The following is an 18433-nucleotide window of genomic DNA, read 5'->3' as shown; positions in this document are numbered from 1 at the left end:
TTGCTAAGCTAGCGGGCATGACTTCTGCATCCGCACGTGGCCTAGCAACCATTACCCATGACGGCACCGTCTTGGACGTATGGTTCCCGGCCGTATACACCGATAAGAACGTAGAGACTACCGAGACCAAGCGCTTGGAAGAGGTTCCCCAGCAGTTCTCCGCGCTGGCAGGCCCGGACGAGGAGCGCGGCGTGGCCCGCGTTGCCGTTGAGACCTCCATCAAGGATCTGGATGACGCCCCCGTCGATACCTACGATGCTTACCTGCGCCTGCACCTCCTCTCCCACCGCGCGGTCAAGCCGCACGGCCTGAATATGGATGGCATCTTCGGCCACCTCAACAACGTGGTCTGGACCAACTACGGCCCGTGCGCCGTGTCCGATTTCCAGATGGTGCGCGGCCGCCTGGCTTCCCGCGGCCCAGTCGTTGTCTACTCCGTGGACAAGTTCCCCCGCATGGTGGACTACGTTGTGCCGTCCGGCGTCCGAATCGGTGACGCAGACCGCGTGCGCCTGGGCGCCCACCTGGCTGAGGGCACCACCGTCATGCACGAGGGCTTCGTCAACTTCAACGCCGGCACCCTCGGCGCTTCCATGGTGGAGGGCCGCATCTCCGCGGGCGTCGTCGTGGGCGATGGCTCCGATATCGGCGGCGGCGCGTCCATCATGGGCACCCTTTCCGGCGGCGGCAAGGAGGTCATCTCCATTGGCGAGCGCTGCCTGCTCGGCGCCAACTCCGGCATTGGCATTTCGCTTGGCGACGACGCCGTGGTCGAAGCCGGCCTCTACGTCACCGCCGGCACCAAGGTAGCCGTCTTTGGCAAGGTCGCGGAAGCACTGGGCGTCGACAATGGCGAGAACGTCAAGGGCTCCCAGCTCTCCGGTGCCTCCGGCATGCTGCTGCGCCGCAACTCCGTCTCCGGTGCGGTTGAGGCCGTGGAGTGGAAGGCCGAGGCCGTCGCGCTTAACGACGAGCTGCACAAGAATTAACACCCCCGATTCCTATAGCCCAATCGGGCAAAATAAGATGGAGGGGTGACTGATAACTCCTCCACCCTCGGTTCTGGCCTGAAGGTCCGCCACCTGACCATGATGGGGCTAGGCTCCACCATCGGTGCCGGACTCTTCTTGGGCACCGGCGTCGGCATCTCCGCCGCCGGCCCCGCCGTGCTCCTCGCCTACGTCATCGCAGGCTTTCTGGCCATTTTGGTGATGCAGATGCTGGGCGAGATGGGCACCGTTATCCCCGCCTCCGGCTCCTTTTCCGAATACGCCGAACACGGCATCGGCCGCTGGGCGGGCTTTACCCAGGGCTGGATTTATTGGCTAGCCACCGTCGCCGTGCTGGGCGCCGAAATCACCGGCGCGGCCGGCTTCATCGGCTCTTGGTTCAACGTCTCACCGTGGATTCCCGCCGCCATCTGCGTGGCCCTCTTCGGCATCGTCAACCTGCTGCGCGTTCGCAGCTTCGGCGAATTCGAGTACTGGTTCGCCCTCATCAAGGTCGTTGTCATCGTGGCCTTTCTCATCATCGGCGCGCTGCTCATCCTGGGCCTCCTGCCCGGCCATTCCTTCATCGGCACCTCCGTCTTCCTTGAGGACGGCTTCATGCCCAATGGCCTCGGCGGCGTCGCGGCTGGCCTGTTGGCCGTAGCCTTCGCCTTCGGCGGCATCGAGGTGGTTGCCATCGCTTCTGCCGAATCCGAAGATCCCGAAAAATCCCTAGTCAACGCCGTGCGTTCCACCATCTTGCGCATCTCCGTGTTCTACTTGGGCTCCGTCCTCGTCATCACGTTCCTCCTGCCCTATTCCATCTTGGGCGGCGCCTCCACGGCCGCGGAATCCCCTTTCACCATGGTCCTCGAGCGCGCCGGCATCCCGGGCGCGGCCGGCATCATGGAGGTCGTCATCGTCCTCGCGCTGCTCTCCGCCTTCAACTCGCAGATTTACGCCTCCTCCCGCATGATGCATTCCCTAGCCTCCCGCGGCGAGGCCCCGCGCATCTTCACTACCACCAATAAGGACGGCGTTCCTACCACCGCCATCGGCCTGTCTGTCCTCCTCTCGGCCGTCATGGTCGCGCTCAACTACGCCGATACCGGCTGGCTTCTTACCTTCATGCTCAACGCCGCCGGTGCCTCCCTGCTCATCGTCTGGGTCTTCATCGCAGTCAGCCAGCTACGCCTGCGCCGCCAGCTCGAGGCGCTCCACCCCCTCCCCATCCGCATGTGGGCCTTCCCCTACCTCACCTGGTTTGCCCTCGCCCTCTTTGCAGCCATCGCGGTGCTCATGCTTACCGACGCCACCGCCCGCACCCAACTCCTCTCCGCCGCCGCCATGTTCGTGGTGCTCTCCATCGCCGGCGTCATCAATTCCAAGGTTCGCGGCATCAACCCGACCTCGACGCTGCCCCTCACCTAGCCCCTCGCCCCTGGAGGCACGGCTCGCCCACTCCCCTTGGCCCCTCCCCGCCCTTCGCGCTCACCGGCACGAGGCGGGGTCTCTCTTTTTCGTCACCTGGTGAGCGCCTACGGCGAGCTCTGCCCACGCCCCTCCCGTCGCGCTCACGGGGAGCACAAATCAGGGCCACCCGAGGCCGCCGGTGAGCGCGAAGGGAAGTTATCCACAGCTATCCAGACCACGCAGCGGAAAATCGCCCCCAACCCCAGGGTTATCCACAGGATGCCGCGACGCGCATAGCTACAGCTCAACACGACCGCTTAGGTTAAGCCCCATGGGGGAATGGACTACCGCGGAACTGCGCGGCCAAGGTTTGAGCAAGGATGCGATTCGTCGCAAGGTTCGCGAGGGGAAGCTCTTTCGCGTGCACAGGGGGATTTATACCGATGAATGGACGCCCTGGGCGGTGGCGCGGGCGCTGGCGCATGGGCTCAGCCGCATCCATTTCACGGGAAAGACGGCGCAGGAGATTTACCTCGGCCGGCAGCTGACATTTCCTCTGGAAGCGGAGGGACCGCGTACTTTGAAGGGAAAGAACTTTCGCGTTTCGCACTCGCGCCTCAGGGCCACACACAAGGTCGATGGCCTACCTGTGGTGCAACCGCTATGGGCTGCACGCAGAATTTCGCGTGCGTGCAGGTCTTTATTGGAAGACTACTACCAAGGAAAGCACGGCCCCGGCCGCCTAGAAGAGGACCAGCGGCGAATGAGGCGCGTCCCGAAGCCTCTAAAAGAGACGATACGACACTCGGCTATAGGCGCAGATAGCCCGCCGGAACGCACACTAAGCAGGCAGCTGCGCGCAGAAGGAATCTACCCCAAGCACAATGTTCTCATCGCCGGCTACCGCTTTGACCTGAAGATTGGCAAGTTGCTGGTGGAAGTTGACGGCTGGGAATACCACAAGCACAGTGTGGCCTTTCAAGCTGACCGCTCCAAACAGAACGCGGCCGTAGCCCATGGTTATACCGTTTTGCGCTTTACTGCCGACGACATCAATTACCACCTCAGCGAAGCCATCCTGCTTATCAAAGCCACTATTGAGGTGCTAAAAGGCCGCAACCCTGAGCTTCCGATCTCAGCAGCTCAGCCCTATTGGAAGTGGCATCTATGTGTGAGACATTTGCCTTAATGACAACTATCCTTTACATTAGGACATGTAAGCAAGACACACAGTAAAGGAGTCCGGATGGCCGACCACCCCAACATGGTCCGCAAGTGGCGCCGCTGGGTCGAATTATCACAAGCCGAACTCGCTGAAAAAGCCGGCGTCTCCCGCCAGACCATTGCCAATATCGAACGGGGAAATTACTCCCCTTCCGTGCACCTCGCGCTGGACATTTGCCACGAACTAGGAAAAACCGTCGAAGAAATTTTTGGAGCTGAACAACATGATTAACGCCATCGCCAATTACTCCCTCAAGGAAATCGATCGCGCAACCCGCGATGAATTCGAACGCGACACGCTCTACAAGGCCTGCGTAATCGGAATGACCCCAATCCCGTTCCTCGAACTCGTCGTCGCCGCAGTTCTGGCCTGGGTCCTTCCGGGCCAGATGTCTATGCTGAGCTTCCTCGCGCTCGTGCCGTCCATCGTGGGCAACTCCATCGGTTCTGCTTGGATGCGCAAGCGCGTGGCCACCCCGCTGGTCAGCCGCAATTGGGCGGCTATCGCCGTCTACCTCATCCCACTAATTGTCATGTTCGCAGGAATTGCCTATAACGCCTATGCGCCTGCCGACGGCCACGACCCCGTTTCCTATCTCATCGGCGCCGCCGTCGGTATCACCACGGTGCTCATCCTCGCCCCCTTCATTCGTCGCCGCCAGCACCGCCGCGACCAAGCTCGCCTCGATGCCGAGCTAGAGGACTAGTCCCACTCCGGCACCTCACCCGGCCCTTCGCGCTCACCGCGGACGGCGGGTTTTCTCTGATTTCGTTCCCCGTGAGCGCGACGGAAGGTACTGTGCCCTTCGCGCTCACGGGGAGAAAGAAAAATCTCCGCCAGCCTGCGCTGGTGAGCGCGAGGGGCGGAGAGGAAGGAAATACGGGACCTAGCTAGGCTGGCTCGGTTTCTTCGACAAGTTGAGGCGTCTTCGGCTGCGAGCGGAAGGTCCAAAGCTTGTTCAAAATAAAGTTAATCGGCATAGCGACAATGATAGAAATGGCCGATGCCCAGTACACCTTTGTACGCAAACCGGTCGAATCATCCAGAATGTCTGAGGGCAAGTGCAGCGGCGAAGTCGGATTCATTAACAGTGTCGCCACAACTTGACTTACGATAAAAGCTCCAATTCCAGCGAGAAGGAATGGGAAGAAACCGCGCAGCCAAGACACCTTCGCCACCGATCGGAAAGTCCACATGCGATTCAGCTGGTAGTTCCAAGTGTTGGCGACCAAGAACGCAATGGTCAAAAACACATGGTACCAACGGATATGGAAAACAGAGCCGAAGAGATTGATGAAGGGGTCATCCGCCTCGATGCCGCCAGACCACCAAGTAATCTTTCTGCACAAATAGACCACAAAGAGATTAACCGCGGTACCCGAGCCGCCAACAATGCCGAATTTGAGAAACTGCCCAAAATTGGACACAAAGCGCGCGACGCTGAGGTCTGCCATGGGCCGCCTTTCTAGCCAGTGATTAAATAACTACTCGATTGTAGTTCTTAAGGCCTGGGAACTGAAAAATTGACGCTCGGAATGTGATAGAGGATCTATAAAAGTTATAGCCTCATGGAGCAGCGCGAGCGGGGTTCGGAAGTCATAGAGGTCGAGCTTGCGCGGGGTGGGATAGGTATCGTCGCCAAGCAGTGGGTGGCCGAGGTGATTGAGCAGCACGCGCAACTGGTGGGTATGGCCGGTGCGCGGCCACATGGTCACCTCCCGGCCGGCGGCGCGCACATATGTGGAGGTCAGCGTACCTTCGGGGGCCACGAACACCTGGCGCGACCCGCGGGGCTTGTGCATGCGCAGGGCAATTTCCCGGTCCACGAAAAGCGGCTGCTTGACGACGCCCCGATACTTCTTCACCGCACTCCCCTCCAGAAAGATGCGCTGGTAGGCGGCGCGGGTTGCGGGATTGCGGGAGCAGATGACGAGGCCAGCGGTCAGGCGGTCTAGGCGGTGCAGGGGTACGATGTCGTCTTCGCCAAAGTCCACGCGCAGGCGGGTTTGCAGCGTTTCGCGCTGGAGGCGGCCGTTGGTGGTCGTGGGCAGGAAGTGCGGCTTATCGGCCACGATGAGGTCGCGGTCGGCGTGGACCACGGAGTAGTCGAAAGGAATCGGGCGTTCCGGAGGAACGGAGGGGTGGTACCAGGCGGGCACGGGGTGCGAAAGTGCGGCGCCGGGCGGCAGCACGGTGCCGGGCGAAAAGGGAGAGTCGCCGGCACGGGCGGCGAAGTACTCCCCTTCCTCGGGCACGTGGCCGCGCAGGACCGTTTTGCGCGGCGAAATGCCCGCGCGGGCGGGAGGCCTACCGGAATTAGGCACCGGCGAGGCGGTCCACGGCGGCATCGATGCGCTCATCGGTGCCATTGAGGCCGATACGCACATGCTTCTCGCCGGCCGGGCCGTAGAAGTCACCCGGGGCCGCGAGGATGCCGCGCTCGGCAAGCCAGTCGATGGTCTCGCGGCAATTCTCGCCCCGGGTGGCCCACAGGTACATGCCGGCATCGGAGTGGTCGATGGTAAAGCCGGCGTCGACAAGCGCGTGCATAAGCACTGCACGGCGGGAAGCGTAGCGGTTGCGCTGGAGTGCCTCGGTGTCGTCGTCGTTGAGCGCGGCGACCATGGCGGCCTGGATGGGACCTGGAACGATGAGGCCGGCGTGCTTGCGCAGCTGCAGCAGCTCGGCGATGAGCTCGTTATCGCCCGCGAAGAAGCCGGCGCGGTAAGCGGCCATATTCGCGGTCTTGGACAGCGAATGCATGGCGATGAGCCCGGTGTTATCACCATCGGTCACGCGCGGATCGAGGATGGACACCGGCGGATTATCGTCGTTCCAGCCCAGGCTCATGTAGCACTCATCGGAGGCGATGATGGCGCCGGTCTCGCGCGCCCACGCCACGATGCGGCGCAGTTCCTCCACGCCGAGCACGCGGCCGGTGGGATTGGACGGCGAATTCAAAAAGACCAGGGAGGCATCCTGGAAATCGGAATCCGCGCGCAGCGGCGTGGCGCCGGCGAGCAGGGCGCCCACCTCGTAGGTGGGATAGGCCACCGAGGGGAAGGCGACGGTCTCGCCGCGCATGCCCAGAAGCGTAGGCAGCCAGGCGATGGCCTCCTTGGTGCCGACCACCGGCAGGACGCGGTCAACCTGCATGTTATAGCGGCGGGTGAGCGCGGCGGCGATGGCCTCGCGCAGTTCCGGGGTGCCGGCGGTCTGCGGGTAACCAGGGTTCTGCGCGGCTGCGGTCAACGCAAGCTGCACGCCCGGGGATACAGGGTCAACGGGGTTGCCCACCGAGAGGTCAACGATTCCACCCGGGTGGGCCTGGGCCTTCTTCTTGGCGCCGGCCAGCGAATCCCAGGGGAAGTCTGGAAGCGTCTTTCCTAGCGGTGTGCGTGCCATGTCTTACTCCTGATTCTGTGGTGGAAGCGCGGCAATCATCGGGACGTCAAAGTCCTGTGGCCCAAGGGCCGCCGCGCCGCCCGGGGAGCCCAGGTCATCGAAGAAGGCGGCGTTGGCGTCGTTGTAGTCCAGCCACTCATCGGGAACGTCATCCTCGTAGAAGATGGCCTCGACCGGGCAAGCCGGCTCGCAGGCGCCGCAGTCCACGCACTCATCCGGGTGGATGTAGAGCATGCGCTTGCCCTCGTAGATGCAGTCAACAGGGCATTCCTCAACGCAGCTGCGGTCCATTATGTCAACGCAAGGCTGTGCGATCGTATAAGTCATGGAGATTCCTTGAAACTTCCTGATGTCACGGATTTGGGATGTTTAACAGTATGTCACTTCTGCTTGAAAAATGGCCAAACGCCCCCGCCTATCCCGGCCAAAAGCAGGAACAGGCTGAGAATATTATTGGCCAAGAGCATGTCTCCTGTCATCGGTACGAGGAGCATGAAGGCAAAAAAGCCCAGGCACCAGACGATGAGCGGGATGGCGCCGACCATCGGTGCGGGGCTCCATAGCCGGGCGGTACGGGTGAGCACGGAGTTAAACCACCACGCAAGCAGGATGGTGATGGGAAAAGCCACGCTCGCCCCATTAGACAGCGGAATGCGCGCAGTGAGGTAGATGACCTCGAGGAAGACCGACAATAGCGCGCCGATGCCCAACCACACCAGGCCGGTGACCTGCTCGCCGCGGCTAAAATCCGTGCGCATTACAGGCCGCCCAGCAGGTCATCGGCCGGCTCGCCCTGTCCCAGCTGGAAGTACTCGGCGCGCAGCAGGGGCATGACCAGCAGGTTGGATAGACCATAGGCCCCGGGCACCTGCTCGGGTTCGTGCAACGCGGCCACGGCGGCCTCGGGGTTGGTGCGGGTGGTGGAGCCATCGGCCACCCAGATTTGGGAGGCGTGGGCGCGCATGGCGCAGCGCTTGGCGTCCAGGGCGGCGTCGGAAAGAGCGACGGTGACATCGGCGCCCTCGTTGGTGAAATTGTCTAGGTACTCCTGGCTGGGCTTGGTCCACCCGGCCGGCGCATCGAGGGTGTCCAGGCCGGCATAATTGGCCGCGCGTTCAAAAATGCCGTACCAAATGCGCGTGCTTGGCGACGCCGCCTTCATCACCGCCTCATGCACCGCAATGTGGTCCGGGTGCCCGTAGCCGCCATCGGGCCCGTAGGTCAAGATGGCGTGGGGCTGGATAGCCTCAAGCTCGTCGCTCAGGAAATCGGCCGCCTCCTCGATGCGATTGACCAGCGCACGCGGGTTCTCGTGCGAGGGAGAGCCTGCCATGCCAGAGTCATGGAAGTGGCCGAAACCGCCCAGCTGGATCCCCTTGACACCCAGGGCATCGAGGGCATTGGCCAATTCGCGGGCGCGGAAACCGCCGAGCTGATCGTGATCGGCCAGACCTTGGTAAGGCTCGCCGATGACCTCGCCGTCCTCACCCAAGGTAAGAGTAATGACGGTAACCTCGGCGCCGCGTGTGGCAAGAGTGGCCAGGGTGCCACCCATAAAGAGGGTTTCATCATCCGGGTGGGCGTGCACTGCCACCACACGGTAGCCGGTTAAGTCCTTAGTCTTCATCTATCCTCCAGCGGGGCGCGGTGATAAGACCCTCGTCCCAATCATCAATGCTTTGGCCGGGGCCTACAATACCCTCCCCGAGCGCATGGATACGCGTCTCATCCACCAAAGGCACGTAAAGGGCCTCCTTAGAGTTCACATCGCGAATGCGGCCGAGGGCTTCCTTCGGGCTCATGGCGCCGGACAAAATCTCCTCGCGAATCTCATCCGCGTTCTCCGGGCAGATTCCGGACAGGTCGCCGGCGAGCGGCTGCTTGTCATCGCAGCTGAAGATATTTGCCGCGGCCAGCGAGTTCAGGGAAATATCCTCCCAGGTCACCACCGCATCCACTTCGCCTTCTGGCAAAAGCTTGGAAGTTATTGTAGTCAGGCGCTCGGAAACCACCTCAGCATCGATCCCATGGGCTTCTAGGACGTCGTAAAGCGTAGTGGCCGCGGCCAAGGCCGTGGGGCTAGTGGGGTCTACCGCAAAGCGAATCGGCTTTTTACTAGCGCGGGTGCGCAGCGCAGTAAGATCCGTGTCCTTACTTATAGGGTTGTTCCCGGGCTCCAGGTTGGAGGCGCGGCCGGTGGCCAAACGCGCGACCTGGTCCGTGTCAATCAGCGAGGCCAATCCACGGCGTGCTGCGCTTTCTTCTAGTGCTCCATCCGCGGTGGACATGTGCAGGCGCAGCTGGCGCGGGCGGGTCAGGGCTTTATCGGAAACATGCCCTAAAAGGCCCAGTGCCTCCTGGGAGGTTTGATCCGGGGTAAAGTCCGCGAAACCAATCTGCCCGGAGCGCAGCATATTGAGCGCCTGGGTGCTATCGCGCACTTCGCGCAGCTGGATGACGTCCACCTGCGCCGGATTAGCGCCCCAGAAGCGGTCGTTCCGGTTCAAGGTAATGACTCCGCGTCCGCGGTCCACGCTATCAACGAGGTAGCGCCCGGCCGATGCTGGAATCTTATCGGCTAAGGCAGAGCCAAAGTTATCGTCCTGCAGCAGATGGGAAGGCAGCAAATTATGGAAAAGCAGATGCCAATCTTTCACCTTCTGGGAAAAGTCCACGGTGACTACGCGGCCGCCATCGGAGGTATTGACGGCCGATATGGCGTGGTAGCCGGCGGGATCGCGCACACCGGCGGTAGTGGTCATCTGCTTCCACAGGTAGCTAAAGTCCGCGCCGGAAATGGGTGTGCCATCGGACCATTGTGCGGGCGAGGCGATAACGTAGCGCACCCGTTGCGCCACGCCCTTAGGAGCGGTGACCTCAGAGGCGGATTCGAGGATATCGGCGTCCCTTTGCCCGTGGTGGAACGCCGAGGGCAGCACCAGTTCTGCAATCTGGTCGACCAGCTCGGAGTTATTGGCCACAAGGTGCGGGTTCAAACCCGCGCGCAGAGGGTCCACGCCCACCGAGATGGTCGGGCGCTTGGCGGAGTCGGCATCCTGCGGCTGCTCTTCTTCCGGGCCAGGCGTGGTGGTGGTCTGATCTTCTTGCAGCGCGGAGGCATTATCCTCCACCACCGGTGGTGGGCCGGGGTTAGCCGCGCAGGCGCTAAGTAGTGAAAGGCTGGCGGTGCTGAGTACCGCTGCGATTGCCGACGCCGCGCGCCTTGGTGAAGCCGGATTCTTTTTCATCGCGGACTACTTTAGTCCCTCTACCCCGCCGAAACGAAGATTATTGGCGCTAGACTCGGCCATAGACCGCAACTTTTAAGGAGTCCACAATGCTCATCTGCCAAGAAATGTTCCTTCTCCTGACCAAGGACAACGGCAAGCAGGAAGACTGGGTGTCCAATAATGAGGCCGCTCTGCGCGCCACCGTACTCACGGACCTGCTGCTGGGCGGGCACGTAGAGCTCGGTGAGAAAAAGAAGGTAGAGACCACTCCACAGCGCCCAGAGCACCCCGTGTTGGCGTGGGCTTGGGAGGAGCTGCAGCAGCACAAGGCCACCAGCATGCAGAGCCTGTTGGAGGCTTCGTGGTTTACCCCGCGGGAAATCATCGCCTTGGATTTCCACGCGAATGGACAGCTCGACGTGGAAAAAGCCAAGTGGTGGCAAATAAGCGGCGACCGCTACATCATGACGGACTTGGAGCTGGAAAAGGAACTGCGCGAGCGGTTGGTTGCAGTCTTAGAGGCGCAGCGGCCAGCCGAGGTCAATGACGTCATCATCCTCGATATCCTCCGCGAGGTCAGCGGCGCCTATACCCTGCTGAAAAACGATGCGGAGGGAATGAAGCGCCGCGAGATGCGGGCGCGCATTCAGGAAATCAAAGAAGAGGTCGAGTACGACAAAACCGCCTCCTCAGCGGTCAAGGCCGTAGTTGAGGAGGCGGCAGCGGTTGCGGCGATGGTGGCCACGACAGCGGCAATCACCACCACCTAGGGTGCGGCTTTTTACTTATTCATCTGCTTCTTGCGAGCAGCAGCACGCTTGCGGTCGGTAGCGGAAAGCTCTACCTTGCGCACGCGCAGGACGTCTGGGGCGACCTCGACGCACTCGTCGTTGCCACAGAATTCCAGCGCCTCTTCCAGGGAGAGGGTGTGTGCCTTAGCAAGGGTGACCGTGGCATCCGCGGTGGCGGAGCGCATATTGGTCAGCTTCTTTTCCTTGGTGATGTTGATGTCAATATCCTCATCGCGGTTATTGGCACCAACGACCATGCCCTCATAAGCCTCAGCACCCGGCTCGACGAAGAAGTTGCCGCGGTCAGCCAGCTGCATCAACGCGTACTGGGTGATCTGGCCGGTGCGGTCAGCCACCAGGGAGCCGGTTGGGCGGGACTTGATCTCGCCGGCCCAGACATCTAGGCCGTCAGAAATGGAGTTAGCGATGCCGGCACCGCGGGTCTCGGTCATGAACTGGGTGCGGAAGCCGATGAGACCGCGGGCAGGAACGCGGAAGATCATGCGTACCCAGTCGCCCTCGCGCACGTCCATGGCCTGCATCTGGCCCTTGCGGGAGGCCAGCAGCTGGGTGATAGCACCCTGGTGCTCGGACGGGGAGTCAATGGTGAGGATCTCGTACGGCTCGTAGGTCTTGCCGTCGATCTCCTTGGTCACAACCTGCGGCTTGCCGATGGTCAGCTCGAAGCCCTCGCGACGCATGGACTCGATGAGCACGGACAGCGCCATTTCGCCACGGCCCTGGACCTCCCAAGCGTCGGGACGCTCGGTAGGCAGCACGCGCAGCGAAACGTTACCGATGAGCTCCTGCTCCAGACGGGCCTTGACCATACGTGCGGTGAGCTTATCGCCGCCGCCCTGGCCTGCCATCGGGGAAGTATTAACGCCGATGGTCATGGAGATGGCCGGCTCGTCCACGGTGATGCGCGGCAGGGCCTCTGGGTGCTCCGGATCGGCGATGGTGTCACCAATCATGACGTCAGAAATGCCGGAGATAGCAACGATGTCACCGGCGATGGCCTCCTCGGCCGGCTGACGCTCGAAGCCGACGGTGCGCAGCAGCTCGGCGACCTTCACGGTCTTGGTGTGCTGGTTGCCATCCTCGTCGTAGTGAATCCAGGCCACCTGCTGGCCCTTCTTGATGCGGCCGGCGTAGATACGCAGCAGCGCGATACGGCCCAGGAAGTCGGAAGCGTCCAGGTTGGTTACGTGCGCCTGCAGTGGGGCGTCGACGGTAGCGGAAGGCTCTGGGAGGACGTTATAGATGACGTCGAAAAGCGGCTGCAGATCCTCGCCCTCAGGGACGTTGCCATCGCCTGGGTTCTCGGTGGAGGCAACGCCGGCGCGGCCGGAAGCGTAGAGAACCGGAAGGTCCAGCAGCTCCTCGGCGGCGGCCGCGGCTTCCTCGTCCTCCAGGCCGGCGGCGATTTCCAGCAGCAGGTCCTGGGACTCGGAGACAACCTCGTCGATGCGGGCATCCGGGCGGTCAGTCTTGTTCACGCAGATGATAACCGGCAGCTTGGCTTCCAGTGCCTTGGTGAGCACGAAGCGGGTCTGCGGCAGCGGACCCTCGGAGGCATCGACGAGCAAGACAACGCCATCCACCATGGAAATACCGCGCTCGACCTCGCCACCGAAGTCGGCGTGGCCTGGGGTGTCAATGACGTTAATAATCAGGTCCTGGCCGTCCTTGCCCAGGCCCTTGCGGTGAATGGCCGTGTTCTTGGCCAGAATGGTAATGCCGCGCTCGCGCTCCTGATCATTGGAGTCCATGACGCGGTCCGTGTGTTCACCGTGGTCACCAAAGGCGCCGGACTGCTCCAGCATGCCGTTGACCAGGGTGGTCTTGCCATGGTCAACGTGCGCGACGATGGCAACATTACGGAACTCGGTATTACTCACTAGTGGGGTTCTCCTTCGGAGGATCTACAGCGCTTGCGCGCGCGAAATTGATCTTGAACGAGCTCCCACGATACCCCCTTAAAGGGCCAAGTGCAGCATTGGGGCTGGCTTTACCCCGTAACGCACCGTATATAACGGGCGAAAAATCTTATAGATTGCCAAAGCACTTGACACTCCCCCAGCCATCACTATCGTTACTGTAGGTAATATTGTTACAAATGTGACAACTGGGGTTTAACCGCCCTTCCCGAGACCGCACCCAAGGAATTGATAACGTGAGCCACGCCCGCACTACTTGGCGCCTGTCCGGCCGCACCGGTTATATCGCCGCTGCCACGGCCGCGCTCATCGGCCTCGCCTCTCCCCTCGTCGCCCCAGCGCAGGCTTCCGCACCAGATCTTTCTTCCTTGGTGCAGCAGGCGTCCTCCCATAGCCCACTGGACGAGCTTGGCCGCCCCAACCAGGAAACCCAGGACCGCATCCGCGCTTTTGCGGCACAACCGTGGATTCCCGAGGATGTTCGCAACGCTATCCTCTCTGGCCTCGCGTTCTTCGCCGGCGGCGGCGATGGCAAGGGCGGCGTAGCCATGCCGGAAGGCAATAACCCGAACTTCCGCCAGTTTTACTGGCCCACGGTCTCCGCACACTGCATCGGCGGCACCAGCGATGCCATGGGCTCGGCCATTGCCGTTCCTGGCCCCACCGAAATGCCGGCACCGGGGGCAAAGTCCGGCGAAACCGTATTCCTCTTCACCGCCCTTGGCACCCCACCGGCCGCGCGCGAACAAGGCGGGATGAACGTGCAGTGGTTCAACCTCGACACCCTGCGCAGCGGTGTCACCCCGCTGAATAACAATGGCATCAATCAGGACGGCCCTACCACCTTGTCCGGCACCGCCCAGACCGGCAAGGGCACCGTCATCGCGCTGCTTTCTGGCGGCGTGAACACCCAGGAATCCCGCTGCAATTTCGCCCCGACCGCCGCCTTCCTTGAGGTGAAGTAGATGCCGGTGGATCTCCATCCGGTCAAGCGCGAGACCTTTAATACCGCCGAGTACACCAATACCGACCCCAAGGGATTCTTACGCGAGGTCGACACGTACACCGAGACGGATTTCGGCCTCTACATGGCTCGCGGCGCCGATCACCCGCGCTTTGGTTACCTGGAATCGTGGCTGCTGCCCGATCTCAACCTGCGCGCCAATATCTTCCATTTCCGCCCCGGCGTAGACGTCCACCAAGACTTTTATATCGACGTGGCCGAGATCCAGCGCGAGGGCGCGGTGTGGACCACCCGCGACCTTTATGTGGATCTGGTTGCCACGCGCGGCGAGCCCATTTCTGTGCTCGATATTGATGAACTCTCTGCCGCGACCTCCGCTGGCTTGATTTCTGCCGAGGACGCCGAGAAAGCGATCGACACTACACTTGCCGCGGTCGAGGGCATTACTCGCAGCGGTGATGATGCGATGGCTTGGCTGGCGCATCAGGGGATACACTTAACGTGGTCCGATAACATCACCCTAACCCCAGAAGGATAATTTATGGCTGGTGGCCTTTTTGCCCTGCTTGACGACGTCGCCCTGATCGCCCGCTCCGCTGCCTCCAGCGTTGACGATGCGGCCGCCCTCGCGGGCAAAACCTCCGTGAAGGCCGCAGGTGTGGTGGTCGACGATGCTGCCGTAACCCCGCAATACGTGGAGGGAATCAAGCCGCAACGCGAGCTGCCGATGATCTGGCGCATTACCAAGGGCTCACTCATCAATAAGCTCGTTATCATCCTGCCCATCGCCATGATCCTCTCTTGGATCGCGCCGTGGGCGCTCACCCCCATCCTGATGTGCGGCGGTACTTTCTTGTGCTTTGAAGGTGCGGAGAAAATCCTGCATCACGTTCTCCCCCACCGGGAAAAGGAGACCGAGTCAGTCCAGGAAAAGGGCGCCGATGCCGAGGACAGCCTAGTTAAGTCCGCTATCACCACCGACCTCATCTTGTCTGCCGAGATCATGGTCATTTCCCTAAATGAGGTCATCAACGAGCCATTCTGGATGCGCCTGGGTGCCCTCATCTTCGTCGGCATCTTGCTGACCCTGGGTGTCTACGGCGCCGTAGGCCTCTTGGTCAAGATGGACGATATTGGCATGGCCCTTAATAAGCGCCACGATGGCAAGTCCACGGTGGGCAACGCCTTGGTCAAGGGCATGCCGATCGTTCTCGATATCATCGGCGTCATTGGTACCGCCGCCATGCTGTGGGTAGGCGGCCATATCGTGGTCAAGGGCCTGCACGAGTTCGGCATGGATCAGCCCCACGAATTCATCGCGTCCACGACCGAGAATATCTCCAATGGCGCCCTGGCATGGCTGGCAGATACCGGCATGTCCATGGTCTGCGGCCTGGTGCTTGGCGTAGTCGTTGCCACCATCGTGATGGCGGTTAAGGCCTCCTTTGGCAAGACTTCGGCCACTTCTGCCGAGCCGGCGGAAGCTTAACGCTCCGTAGCCCGGCTGCATAGCCGGCTACATAAATAGCATCAGCGAAACCGCCATCACGGCCATGCCGGCAATCAAACCGTAGATAGCGTGATGGTGCTCGCCGGTCTCCTCAGCGGTGGGCAATAGCTCATCCAGCGAGATGAAGACCATAATGCCGGCGATGGCGGCGAAACTAATGCCCATCGTCGCCGGCCCAATAACCGGCATGAGAAGGCCAAAGCCGATGAGCGCGCCGAGCGGCTCAGCCAGTCCAGACAAGGTGGCCCACCAAAAGGCCTTCTTGCGGGAGCCAGTGGCCTCGCGCAGCGGAACAGCCACCGCAATGCCTTCCGGAATATTGTGAATGGCGATGGCCACCGCCACCGGCACCGCAACTTCCTTAGATTCCAGACCGGATAAGAAGGTGGCGAATCCCTCAGGGAAATTGTGCAGGCCCAGCGCGCAGGCGGTAAATACGCCAGTTTTCATTAGCTTCTTGCGGCGGGCTTCTTCGGCCGTGGTGGCCGGCTCATGGGGATTAATCTCCTCCGGCACGAGCCGGTCAATGATGGCGATGACGGCGATGCCAGCAAAGAACGCCCCGACGGCGGCCCAGGTGCCGGTGGTTTCCTCGCCGAGGGCGTCGGAAAGCTGCGCAATGCCTTCCGGCAGGATCTCCATAAAGGAGACATACAGCATCACGCCGGCCGAAAGCCCCAGTGCAGCGGCCATAAAAGCCGGCCCCGGCTCGCGCCTTCCCACCGCCAAAGCGCCGCCAATCGAGGTCGATAGACCCGACAGCAGCACCAAGGCGAAGGCAAAGGCAAAGGTACTAAAAGTCATAGCTGGCACCCTACCAGCCAATAATTGTCAAGTATTAATTTTCTTCCTTATCTTCCGGTACCGGAGAGATGAACTCGCCATTCTTGATAGATGGATCGTTGTCCACATACTCGCCTGCCTCATAGTCATAGCCCACGGCGCGGCCCTCTTCGTCCGTGCGCGCGTACCAATCGGTCACCTCTGCTGCAGTGGAGTTAAAGTGCGCGCCCGTTGCGTAGTCGCCGTCTGTCGGCTCGATAGACAGGGCAAAGTTATCGCCATAATCGCGCACGCCCCGCACGATCGCATTAGAGACCGCTTCGTCCTCGTAGAAATGACGGATGGAGGCAGGATCATGGCGCAGCTCGCGCACCAACGCGATGCACATGAGCACGATGATAACCGCGAAAGGCAAAGCCGTCACCGTAATAAGGTTCTGCAGGCCCTGCAGCGCATTACGGCCACCGGCAAGCAAAATGACCACGGCAATGCCAGCCATACATACCACCCAAAAGACCGTTACTGCCGGGTTGGGCTTGGGGTTGCCGCGCTGGGTGAGCTGCGAGTTCACAATGGATGCGGAGTCAGCCGTGGTAATGAAGAAGACCACCAGCATGATGATGACGATGGGCGCCATCCACTCCGCTCCTGGGAAGTGGTCCAAGACCTTGAAGAAGATGTCTTCTGCCGCCGGCATGGAATCAATAGTGCCATCTGAGGCGATATCGCCATCGCGGCGCTGCAACCAAATGGTGGTACCGCCCAGGATGGTAAAAGCGGCAACAATGATGGCCGAGGGAATAAGCAACACACCGAGCACGAACTGGCGGATGGTTCGCCCGCGCGAAATCTTGGCTACGAAGACGCCCACGAATGGCGACCAGGATACCCACCACGCCCAGTAGAAGGTGGTCCAAGAGGACAGGAAGGCCACCATGTCTTCGCCCTCGCCCATGTTGGCGGAGAGCATCTGCGGCATTTCATCGAGATATTCAATCACCACGGCCGGCAGCATATTGGCCAAGAAGGCGGTCGGCCCCACGACGAAGAAGAACAGGGCCAGTGCCATGGCCAGCACCAGATTGATATTGGAGAGCCACCGAATGCCCTTGGCCACGCCGGAGACGGCCGAGAAGATCGTTCCGATGGACAGCACCACGATGATCACCAGCGCCGCAGCATTGCCGGTGGTAGACCAGCCGCTAACCAATTCCACGCCGCGGCCGATCTGCAGCGCACCGATGCCCAGCGTGGCGGCGGTGCCGAAGAGAGTGGCAATAATGGCCAGGCCATCGATGATGCGCGCGGGCAGGGAATCAGAGGAGCGATTGCCAAAGAGCGGCATCAGGATGGAGCTCATCAGCGGCACGCGGCCGCGGCGGAAGGAGACGTAGGCCACGCACAGGCCCACGATGGCGTAAATTGCCCAGGCATTAAAGCCCCAGTGCATGGCTGCCTGCGCCATGGCGCCCAGCACCGCTTCATCGCTCGCAGCCTCATAGGCACCAGGGCGCGGCGAAAGGTAGTAGCTCAGCGGCTCGAAGGGGCCGAAGAAGATAATGCCGATGCCAATGCCGGCACCAAAGAGCATCGCGGCCCAGCTCACCGTGGAAAATTCCGGCTTCTCCCCATCTAGCCCGAGAGGGATTTTGCCGTACTTTGAAAAGGCCAAGATGATGAGCAAAAACATCAGGAACGTCGCCAGGGCGGTAAAGATCCAGCCCAAGTTACGCATCACCCAATCGAGCGCTGTCGAAGAAGCATCGAAGACCTGCTCGGGCGCAATCACACCCCAGACTACGAAGGCGACGACCAGTCCGCCGACCACAAAGAGGATCGGTTTATCCACGCCGTACTTGACCTTCTGGTCCTCAATGGAGACGCCCGGTACCAGCGCGGGGTGGATATTATGCGGGTACATAATGTCCTTTAAGATGCGCTTGGCATTGCGGGTGCGCTTTTTGCTTTCCTCCGAATTATTCACCCCACGCACAGGGCGGGATGAGGAAGACGATGAAGAAGAGATGGTTCTACTCCTATTCTGTTTTCCGGGTTTCACTTTTAAGAGAGCTGTCTATACATTAATGAAAACTCGCAGGATATAAAGCTGGCGCCAGCCCTATCCCCCATATGCGTAAAATGAGCTACGAATTGTTTACCGGCCTTTAACCTTGGGAGTGACT

The 18433-nt window shown here is 61.2% G+C and carries 19 protein-coding genes; 9 read left to right on the top strand and 10 right to left on the bottom strand.

All coding sequences use genetic code 11. The features are described 5' to 3' along the window. Positions 1-17: 17 nt before the first annotated feature. From dapD to BJ985_RS01135, 5 genes are all read left to right on the top strand, one after another. Positions 18-989: a 2,3,4,5-tetrahydropyridine-2,6-dicarboxylate N-succinyltransferase gene (dapD, locus tag BJ985_RS01155; RefSeq protein WP_150851324.1), complete on the top strand. Its 972-nt coding sequence runs from the start codon at positions 18-20 to the stop codon at positions 987-989. A 99-nt stretch (positions 990-1088) separates the two neighbouring features. Then, positions 1089-2420, top strand: coding sequence for an amino acid permease (locus tag BJ985_RS01150; protein WP_236587151.1), 1332 nt, complete (start codon positions 1089-1091; stop codon positions 2418-2420). Positions 2421-2733: 313 nt separating this feature from the next. Next, complete coding sequence (locus tag BJ985_RS01145) at positions 2734-3591, top strand: type IV toxin-antitoxin system AbiEi family antitoxin domain-containing protein (protein ID WP_005323546.1); 858 nt, start codon at positions 2734-2736, stop codon at positions 3589-3591. A 57-nt stretch (positions 3592-3648) separates the two neighbouring features. Then, positions 3649-3858, top strand: a complete 210-nt coding sequence (locus tag BJ985_RS01140; protein ID WP_005323547.1) for a helix-turn-helix transcriptional regulator — start codon at positions 3649-3651, stop codon at positions 3856-3858. Beyond that, positions 3851-4333 carry a SoxR reducing system RseC family protein gene (locus BJ985_RS01135; RefSeq protein ID WP_179386321.1) on the top strand — a complete coding sequence of 161 codons (483 nt, stop codon included), beginning with the start codon at positions 3851-3853 and terminating at the stop codon, positions 4331-4333. Before BJ985_RS01140 ends, BJ985_RS01135 begins: the two co-directional genes overlap by 8 nt. 184 nt (positions 4334-4517) lie before the next feature. Here BJ985_RS01135 and BJ985_RS01130 read toward each other — a convergent pair whose 3' ends face one another. From BJ985_RS01130 to BJ985_RS01100, 7 genes are read right to left on the bottom strand one after another with little or no spacing between them, the layout of a single operon-like run. Continuing rightward, positions 4518-5081, bottom strand: coding sequence for a GtrA family protein (locus tag BJ985_RS01130; protein WP_005323549.1), 564 nt, complete (start codon positions 5079-5081; stop codon positions 4518-4520). A gap of 30 nt (positions 5082-5111) precedes the next feature. After that, positions 5112-5987, bottom strand: a complete 876-nt coding sequence (locus tag BJ985_RS01125; protein WP_236587075.1) for a pseudouridine synthase — start codon at positions 5985-5987, stop codon at positions 5112-5114. Next, positions 5944-7032 carry a succinyldiaminopimelate transaminase gene (gene dapC / locus BJ985_RS01120; RefSeq protein WP_179386320.1) on the bottom strand — a complete coding sequence of 363 codons (1089 nt, stop codon included), beginning with the start codon at positions 7030-7032 and terminating at the stop codon, positions 5944-5946. Before dapC ends, BJ985_RS01125 begins: the two co-directional genes overlap by 44 nt. A 3-nt stretch (positions 7033-7035) precedes the next feature. After that, the gene (fdxA, locus tag BJ985_RS01115) at positions 7036-7359 is read right to left on the bottom strand and encodes a ferredoxin (RefSeq protein ID WP_005323553.1); all 324 of its coding nucleotides are present in this window, start codon (positions 7357-7359) and stop codon (positions 7036-7038) included. A gap of 53 nt (positions 7360-7412) precedes the next feature. Beyond that, complete coding sequence (locus BJ985_RS01110) at positions 7413-7790, bottom strand: hypothetical protein (protein ID WP_179386319.1); 378 nt, start codon at positions 7788-7790, stop codon at positions 7413-7415. Continuing rightward, entirely contained in the window at positions 7790-8659 is an 870-nt protein-coding gene (locus BJ985_RS01105; RefSeq protein ID WP_179386318.1) for a PIG-L family deacetylase, read from the bottom strand. The genes BJ985_RS01110 and BJ985_RS01105 overlap by 1 nt, the downstream gene beginning before the upstream one ends. Then, positions 8649-10280, bottom strand: a complete 1632-nt coding sequence (locus tag BJ985_RS01100; RefSeq protein ID WP_179386317.1) for an ABC transporter family substrate-binding protein — start codon at positions 10278-10280, stop codon at positions 8649-8651. Before BJ985_RS01100 ends, BJ985_RS01105 begins: the two co-directional genes overlap by 11 nt. Before the next feature lie 89 nt (positions 10281-10369). Between BJ985_RS01100 and BJ985_RS01095 the strand changes: the two genes are divergently transcribed. Further along, positions 10370-11032, top strand: coding sequence for a GOLPH3/VPS74 family protein (locus BJ985_RS01095; protein WP_179386316.1), 663 nt, complete (start codon positions 10370-10372; stop codon positions 11030-11032). Positions 11033-11043: 11 nt separating this feature from the next. Here the strand turns inward: BJ985_RS01095 and typA are convergent, their stop codons facing one another. After that, positions 11044-12954, bottom strand: a complete 1911-nt coding sequence (typA, locus tag BJ985_RS01090) for a translational GTPase TypA (RefSeq protein ID WP_179386315.1) — start codon at positions 12952-12954, stop codon at positions 11044-11046. Positions 12955-13229: 275 nt separating this feature from the next. On the opposite strand from typA, the gene BJ985_RS01085 reads away from it, so the two are divergent. From BJ985_RS01085 to BJ985_RS01075, 3 genes are read left to right on the top strand one after another with little or no spacing between them, the layout of a single operon-like run. Beyond that, positions 13230-13958 (top strand): Rv1157c family protein, encoded by a 729-nt coding sequence (locus BJ985_RS01085; protein WP_179386314.1) that lies wholly within the window; start codon positions 13230-13232, stop codon positions 13956-13958. Continuing rightward, on the top strand, positions 13959-14495 hold the full coding sequence (locus BJ985_RS01080; RefSeq protein WP_179386313.1) for a ribonuclease FAU-1 family protein: 537 nt from the start codon (positions 13959-13961) through the stop codon (positions 14493-14495). It abuts the gene before it with no gap. Positions 14496-14498: 3 nt separating this feature from the next. Further along, a complete protein-coding gene (locus BJ985_RS01075) occupies positions 14499-15446 on the top strand; it encodes a DUF808 domain-containing protein (RefSeq protein ID WP_179386312.1) in 948 nt (315 codons plus the stop codon). A gap of 27 nt (positions 15447-15473) precedes the next feature. Here BJ985_RS01075 and zupT read toward each other — a convergent pair whose 3' ends face one another. Both zupT and BJ985_RS01065 read right to left on the bottom strand, forming a co-directional pair. Continuing rightward, positions 15474-16271, bottom strand: coding sequence for a zinc transporter ZupT (gene zupT, locus BJ985_RS01070; RefSeq protein ID WP_179386311.1), 798 nt, complete (start codon positions 16269-16271; stop codon positions 15474-15476). A gap of 34 nt (positions 16272-16305) precedes the next feature. Further along, complete coding sequence (locus BJ985_RS01065; protein WP_218840662.1) at positions 16306-18171, bottom strand: BCCT family transporter; 1866 nt, start codon at positions 18169-18171, stop codon at positions 16306-16308. Between the last annotated feature and the right edge of the window lie 262 nt (positions 18172-18433).

This window comes from Corynebacterium tuberculostearicum (genome assembly GCF_013408445.1).
In the GTDB taxonomy this organism is placed as follows: Bacteria; Actinomycetota; Actinomycetes; order Mycobacteriales; family Mycobacteriaceae; genus Corynebacterium; species Corynebacterium tuberculostearicum.
This window is presented reverse-complemented; position numbering and strand designations above follow the sequence as displayed.